Origin of the sequence: Ralstonia sp. ASV6, assembly GCF_016429285.1 — a bacterium.
Classification (GTDB): Bacteria; Pseudomonadota; Gammaproteobacteria; order Burkholderiales; family Burkholderiaceae; genus Ralstonia; species Ralstonia flaminis.
This window is the reverse complement of sequence record NZ_JAELUI010000075.1, coordinates 21,203-28,076: the sequence shown is the minus strand read 5'-3', so window position 1 is coordinate 28,076 and position 6,874 is coordinate 21,203. Positions and strand designations below refer to the sequence as shown.

6 protein-coding genes are annotated in these 6,874 nt (G+C 64.0%); 2 read left to right on the top strand and 4 right to left on the bottom strand.

What is annotated here, in order from left to right; translation table 11 throughout:
• The coding region (locus JHD73_RS15915; protein WP_269848285.1) for a helicase-related protein at nucleotides 1–633 on the top strand (633 nt) is incomplete at its 5' end.
• A 12-nt stretch (nucleotides 634–645) separates the two neighbouring features.
• Here the strand turns inward: JHD73_RS15915 and JHD73_RS15910 are convergent.
• Together JHD73_RS15910 and JHD73_RS15905 are read right to left on the bottom strand one after the other, a co-directional pair.
• Nucleotides 646–1,083, bottom strand: coding sequence for a hypothetical protein (locus JHD73_RS15910; protein ID WP_199031237.1), 438 nt, complete (start codon nucleotides 1,081–1,083; stop codon nucleotides 646–648).
• A gap of 229 nt (nucleotides 1,084–1,312) precedes the next feature.
• Nucleotides 1,313–2,344 carry a sensor domain-containing diguanylate cyclase gene (locus tag JHD73_RS15905; protein WP_199031236.1) on the bottom strand — a complete coding sequence of 344 codons (1,032 nt, stop codon included), beginning with the start codon at nucleotides 2,342–2,344 and terminating at the stop codon, nucleotides 1,313–1,315.
• Nucleotides 2,345–3,088: 744 nt separating this feature from the next.
• On the opposite strand from JHD73_RS15905, the gene JHD73_RS15900 reads away from it, so the two are divergent.
• Complete coding sequence (locus JHD73_RS15900) at nucleotides 3,089–4,834, top strand: hypothetical protein (protein WP_199031235.1); 1,746 nt, start codon at nucleotides 3,089–3,091, stop codon at nucleotides 4,832–4,834.
• A 91-nt stretch (nucleotides 4,835–4,925) separates the two neighbouring features.
• Here JHD73_RS15900 and JHD73_RS15895 read toward each other — a convergent pair whose 3' ends face one another.
• Together JHD73_RS15895 and JHD73_RS15890 are read right to left on the bottom strand one after the other, a co-directional pair.
• On the bottom strand, nucleotides 4,926–5,762 hold the full coding sequence (locus tag JHD73_RS15895; RefSeq protein WP_199031234.1) for an undecaprenyl-diphosphate phosphatase: 837 nt from the start codon (nucleotides 5,760–5,762) through the stop codon (nucleotides 4,926–4,928).
• A gap of 207 nt (nucleotides 5,763–5,969) precedes the next feature.
• The gene (locus tag JHD73_RS15890; RefSeq protein WP_199031233.1) at nucleotides 5,970–6,866 is read right to left on the bottom strand and encodes an alpha/beta hydrolase; all 897 of its coding nucleotides are present in this window, start codon (nucleotides 6,864–6,866) and stop codon (nucleotides 5,970–5,972) included.
• Nucleotides 6,867–6,874: the final 8 nt, after the last annotated feature.

The following is a 6,874-nucleotide window of genomic DNA, read 5'->3' as shown; positions in this document are numbered from 1 at the left end:
CGACAGGTCTACTGGGTATGCCCGCTGATTGAAGAGAGTGAAGCACTGCAGTTGCAAACGGCGGTGGAGACCTTCGAGACACTCTCTCAAAGCCTTGCTGGTTTGAAGGTGGGCCTGGTGCACGGCCGCTTGCCTTCCGCCGACAAGGCCGCCGTGATGAGCGCCTTTGCCAGCGCAGAGCTGCACGTGCTGGTTGCCACCACCGTCATCGAAGTGGGCGTGGACGTACCCAATGCCTCATTGATGGTGATTGAGCACGCCGAGCGCTTTGGCCTTGCGCAGTTGCATCAGTTGCGCGGGCGCGTGGGGCGGGGCACGGCGGAATCGGTGTGCATCCTGCTGTATCAGGCGCCGCTGTCGCCCACGGCCAAGCAGCGCCTGCAGACCATGCGCGAGACCACCGATGGTTTCGAGATTGCCCGGCGCGATCTGGACATTCGCGGCCCTGGTGAATTCCTTGGCGCGCGGCAGTCGGGCGAAGCCATGCTGCGCTTTGCCGATCTCAACCACGATGCGTGGCTGGTCGAGTTTGCGCAGGGTGCCGCAGAGCAGATGCTCGCGCGCTTTCCCGAAGCGGTGGAGGCGCACCTCAAGCGCTGGCTGGGCGAGCGCGAGCACTATCTGCGGGTCTAGTCGCCCGAGGCGCTAGCGGCGCGAGCCGCCTTCATGCCCCCCCTCATGACTCCCCTCATGCCCGCCGTGGAATCCGCCACGGAAACCACCGCGTGCAAAGCCGCGGCCATCATGGCGGAAGAACACGTTGTGCATGCGGTGGATGTGGTGAAAGCGATCCACGAAGACCACGCTGCCTAAGAACACGGGCGGACCCCAGTACCACGTGTCATCCAGGTAATACGGTGGGCCGTAGTTGGTGGTGGGGCTGCCGTCGGTGTCCACCATCTGCCAGGTTCCGTCCGGTTGCAGGCACGCGGTGCCTTGCACCTCCTGCATGACGCCGTTGATCTCGGTTTGTCCAGTCATCGGCTGGCAGGTGCCGACCGGCATGTCCTGCGCGGTCGCGCATGCGCAGATGCCCAGCGTGATCAGCGCCATCGTCAAGGTTGTCAGACGCTTCATGTTCATCCCCCAACACCAGGAATGCCCGACGTCTCAATACGTGCTGCAGCGGTAGTTCAGTGACCGGTCTGGTCGTATTGCCTGGCACATCGGTTTGCCTGCGGGATGGCGCGGGCGTGCTCGCACAACGCATCCTGCACCCACGTAAACCGAACGGGCCCGCGCTTTATTCCGGCGCGGGCACGTTGCAGGTGTAACGGTTTATTGCCGGGTGACGTAAGCGATGCGTCGGCCTTCAATGCTCGGTGGCCGTCGGCAGGGCCTGCTTGCGCAGGCGTTTGGTGGCGTACATCGCGCGGTCGGCCTGATCGAGCAAGGTGGTGATCTCGGTGCCGTCTTCGGGCATGAATGCGACGCCTACGCTTACGCGCAGGTCCAGCGGCTGGCCTTCAAACGCGTAGGGCTGCTGCACCTCTTCAATCAGGCGCTCGCATTGGGTTTGCGCGTCGTCTCGCGCATCGATGCCCGGCAGGATGACGGCAAATTCATCGCCGCCCACGCGAGCCACGGTGTCGGAGCGGCGCGCGCTGCGGCTCATGCGCTGCGCGGTCTCGCGGATGGCCGCATCGCCGGCGCGGTGGCCGTAGCGGTCGTTGATGGTCTTGAGGTTGTCCATGTCGACGTTGAGCACGCCGAGCGCGCCTTGCGCACGCTGCGCGAGGTGGATCGACTGGCGCAGACGGTCGTAGAACAGTGCACGGTTGGGCAGATCGGTCAGCGCATCGTGCGTGGCACGCAGGTAGAGCTGGTCGCGCTCGGCATTGGCGGCATGGAACATGGCCGCGGCAATCAGCTCAGACATCAGTTCCAGCACGCCGACATCGCGCTCGGTAAAGGCATCCACCTCGGGTGCCACCAGCTTGAGTACGCCCACCGTCGTATCCAGATGCTTGAGCGGCGTCACCACCATTGAGCGCAGGCCAACGCGGCGGCATGCTTCGCGGTCTACGCGCGGGTCGATCTCGGCGTCTTCGCAGCGCAGGATGTCGCCGGTCTGCACACACAGGCCCGACAGGCTGCCCTGGCGCGCCAAGCGCAGGCCCAACAGCGAGTCAGTCAGCCCGGACGTGGCGCGATAGACCATCTCTTCGCCCTCGGCCAGTTCCAGCACGGCACCGGTCGCGCAGGTCAGGCGCTGCGCCCGCTCGGTGACGAGCGCCATGATGGCTCCAAGGTCCGTACCAAGCTTGGCGATTTCGGACTGCGCTCGCACGATCTCGATGAGGGTGGCGGGGTCCTGCAGGCTGGCGTGATGGAAGGTCGACATGCGGCGGCAAAACGGGTCATTCGAGTCGCAAATTCTAGCGTGGTCGGCCAAACTGCGTAGATCAAATTGCTGCTGCTGAATCCGAGGGATTAGGGTGTTCGGATACCTCGTATTGGTACGCGCAAGTGATGTGGCGGCAGCGCTCTTTCGTTGGGAAATCAAGCGTGATGCATGCGCGCTGCTCGCTTCATGCACCGGGTTGAGATGTATTGACCGAGCGTGACTGAGACGCGGGATGCATGGTGTCTCTGGCGGGTGAGTCGCCATGACTTCATGCCTGGCAGGGGCTCCACGGAGCGACCGCGCATGGCTTCACGAACAGCAGCGAGCAACGCACGCAGTACATCAGGTTGTGTCGGAAACGTTTGGCCCCGAGCGTATCCAAATGCAGGCGTATCTCATGCGGTTGCATGCACATCAGAGCAAAGAAAATTTCATGCTTGGCCGCGCAGACCATCTCCTAGGCTAGGACTGCCATTGCGCAGTCCCCGCGCAGCGCGCGCCGGATCCACACACAACAATTACGGCGATGCACTGTGCAAGCGAGTGCAGTCATCGGGGCCCCCTCCGAACTGCAGCGCGCAAACCAGCCCCCCGGTTTGACTGCGCCGTTCATGCCGCTGCCCGCGTTGCGCTTGCGCGCCGCAGGGTTCGCGACACATCCATGCAGGAGATGAACGCACCCGATTCCCGATGTCCGATTCAGCACCAAAGAAGCAATGACCACGACCCTGGGGAGGAGCTATGTCACTGCGTTTCGGAGTTCAGCAAGCTTTGCGTGGTGCGGCGCTACTGGCCGCACTGAGCCTTGCACAGACAGCTGCGGCGCAAGCCGTGCCGACCGATGCCGCCGGAGGATGTCCGATCTCGCCGGCCACCGTTGCCAGTTTCTTTGAGAGCGGTACGGTCACGCTCAACGGCGTGGTCAAGCCCGCTGACAGCACCGTGGCGCTTGCGCCCAACTGCGGCTTCTTCCAGTGGACGGAGCAGATGTTCCTGTGGCTGACGTCACCCGCACCGGCCACGTATGGCGGCGGCAGCCACGTCATGTTCTCGCCGCAGTTCTACACGGTCAGCCCGGAAGACAGCAGCGGACGCCGCAACTTCATCCCCAACTCGCCGGGGCGGCCGATCAACATGTTCCTGCGTGCAATGGAGCTGGGTCCGCATGGCCTGCCGATCGTGATGGCGCGCACCGGGCAGATCGTGGAAGTGCCGCACGAAACGCCGGGGCAGAAACCGCCGTCAATTCGCCTGGCCAACGGCAAGCTGATCCCGGGCACACAAGTTCAGAACGTGCGCAAGACTGAGCGGGGCACGCTGGAACTGCTCGATGCACGCGGCAAGCTGCTGGCGCCGAAGGTGCTCAAGCTCGCGCCGATCGTTCGCCAGCGCGCGCTGCTGTCGGCAGATCGGCCGGTGCCAATCGTGCCCATGAAGGCGTTCACTTCCGCCATCCAGGCGCGCAAGCTGGTCATCAAGGGCATCCCGATCTTCATTGATCCCGCAGGCAATGTGATCGACGTCGAGCCCGGCCAGGCAGACAGCGGGGTGCTGATCTCGCAGAACGGGTCGTTGATCTACTACATCATCGCCGTGAACGATGTCTTTGCCTTCCACCGCACGATGCAAGGCGCGGCGGTGATCCCGGGCAACACGAACATCGCGTTCCCAACCTCGATGGCCGATGTGAATGCCGTGGTCAGCTTTGCAGCCAGCAAGGGCCACACGATCCAGGACCCGAAGGCCCTGGCCATCGAGACCAAGTCGAGCTGGATGGATGCCAGCAAGGTGCCCAACCCGAACGACTACATCCAGGTTGAAGCCGTGGTCCCGACGTTCGACAAGAGCAACCCGAACAACTGGGTTCCCAACGGGCAGACGACGCTGAAGCTGGTCATGCTGGGCCTGCACGTGGTGGGCTCAACCAGCGGACACGGCGAGATGGTGTGGGGCACGTTCGAGCACGAGGGCAATGCACCGAATGCCACCTACGCCTACAACTCGACGAGCGGCCTGAAGACCGTTGCGCAGAACACCTCGGGCAGTTGGCTCTTCACGCCCAGCGGGTCGAGCGGTCCGTTCAACGCCACCAACAACAGCTGGACAGGCACCGCCATCACCGGCACGCCGGTGGGGCCGTCGCCCGTGCTGCGTGCCAAGCCGTGGGGCTCGAACGACGGCGGCAACCCTGCCAACGCGGCCGGCCTGAATACGCAGGTGATCTCTGCCAACGCCAGCGTGATCTCGCAGTTGAACGCGGCAGACGTGCGCCGGCAGTACTTCCAGCTGGGCACGACGTGGACGATTGGCGGTGCACCGCCCAACGGTGGCAACGAGGTCGGCACGAACCATCTTGCCAACGCGACGATGGAGACCTTCGTGCAGGGCGCGACGCCATCTGCCCCGAGTGCCAACTGCTTCTCGTGCCATACGACCAACAAGGTGCCGGTCAGCCATGTCTATCCGAGACTGACGCCGCTGCCCTGATCGGCAACGGGGCAACCGGATGCCGGTTATCGACGGATGCGAGAGCGTCCGTCGATAACCGGCGGTGATTGGCGGTTAGCCAAACGCGGTCTCAGCCCGCAAACATCCACACGGCAGCCGATGCGGCCAGGCAGTAGCAGCCGAACAGATACCAGCGGCCCTGCTCCAGCCAGCGTGAGAGCCAGCGCAGTGCCACCAAACCGGCAATAAAGCTGAACACCATGCCCAGCAGGCTCGGCGCCAGCATGTGCAGCATGCTGTCGGCTGTGCCCGCGTAGGCCTTGTAGAAGCGATAGCCTTCCTTGACGATGACCGCCGGGGTCAGCACCACGGCGAGGGCGAAGCTGAACTCCTCGGCACGGCGACGCTGCACGCCCACCAGCATTGCGCTGGAGATGGTCGCGCCCGAGCGCGACAGCCCACGAAACGGCAGGCACAGCCCCTGCACGGCTCCGATCCAAAGGGCGCGCCAGCCGGTCAGCGCTCCGGTGGCAGTGTTGGCGTACCGGGACGACACGATGATCAGCACGCCGGCCACGGCCAAGCTGACCGCCATCAACCTGGAATTGCCAAAGAGGTGCTCCACCTCGAAGCTGTCGGCGCCGCCCATGAAGACGTGCTTGATCACATAGAGCAAGGTCAGCCCAACGACACCTGTGGCCGCCGTGGCCACGGCCAGCTGGACGCCGTTGTTCCATAGCGCCTTGGTTGACGAGAAATACGTCTGCCGCCACGAGCGCCAGAAGTACACGATGACCGCAAACATGGTGCCCGTGTGCAGCATGACCAGCATCAGCGTCATGTCGGGCGAGGTCGGGTCCAGCCCCAGCCATTTTTCGGCCAGGATGACGTGGGCCGAACTGGAAACCGGCAGCAGCTCGGCAAGGCCCTGTACACAGGCCAGGATGATGATGTGGAGCGTGGTCATGCTTGGTGGGGGCGATGTACTGAATGTTGTGTGGTGACGTGCTCGTGGCATGGCCAAGGCTTGTCAGACCGGAACGGTATCAGATCATCAAGACGGGTTCGTGCTGTCGTGATCGGCGGGCCATGGAGGCCACGTTTCTCGTCAAGCCCGAGGTGGCTTGAGGGGCATCGGCGCCGTAACTGCACGTGCTGCCCCTGGCCGATCCGATCAAAGGTGCCTGCCGAACCATTCGGCTGCGGCACTGCTGGTCTGCTCAAAGTGTTCGATATACGGCGTGAAGTGCCCGCCCCTGATCAGCACCAGCGCCTTTGGTTGCAGTGCCCGCTCGTAGGCCTGCAGGCAGAGGTCGACGGGCGTCAGGACATCCTTGTCGGCCACGATCATCAGCAGGGGGATGGGAGAGATGCGGTCGATAAAGGCGCCCGGCTCGTTCTCGCGCGACAGCTCCGCACTGCGTAGGGTGACTTCGTTGCGCCAGTTCGGGGCGAACGGTGCGGTGTCGGTAAAGAAGCGGAAGCTATCCGCGCCGGCCATTGCACACGGCGCAGTCGGGTCGGCGGACACGGCGGGCATCGTCATCGGTGCGGCACCCTCGAAGCGCTGCTGCCTGTCCTGTGCGAAGCGCGCCAGCGCGACCGGCACGAGATCGGCACGCGTGCGCCGCAAGGCGGATTGGTAGCCACTGATGGTGGGCACTTGCGACACCACGCACTTGACCCGTTTGTCGACGGCAGCGACCTCCAGCACATGGCCCCCGCTGAAGCTCGTACCCCAGGCGCCGATGCGCTGGCCGTCTACCTCTGGCCGCGTCAGCAGGTAGCTGATGGCGTCGCGATAGCCACGCTTTTGCAGCACGGGGTCGGCCTCTTGGTGCGGCTGCCCGTCGCTCGCCCCAAAGTTGCGATGGTCATACACCAGCACGGCAAAGCCGCTGCGGGCGAAGACTTCGGCATAGCGATCAAGGTATTGCTCTTTGACCGCGGAAAAGCCATGCGCCATCACGATGGCCGCGCTGGCCCGGTCTGGGCGCGCATCCGCGGCCGGGTAGAACCAGCCGCGCAGGATCACGCCTTCGGATAGAAATTCAACGTCTTCACGCACCATGTCGGGTC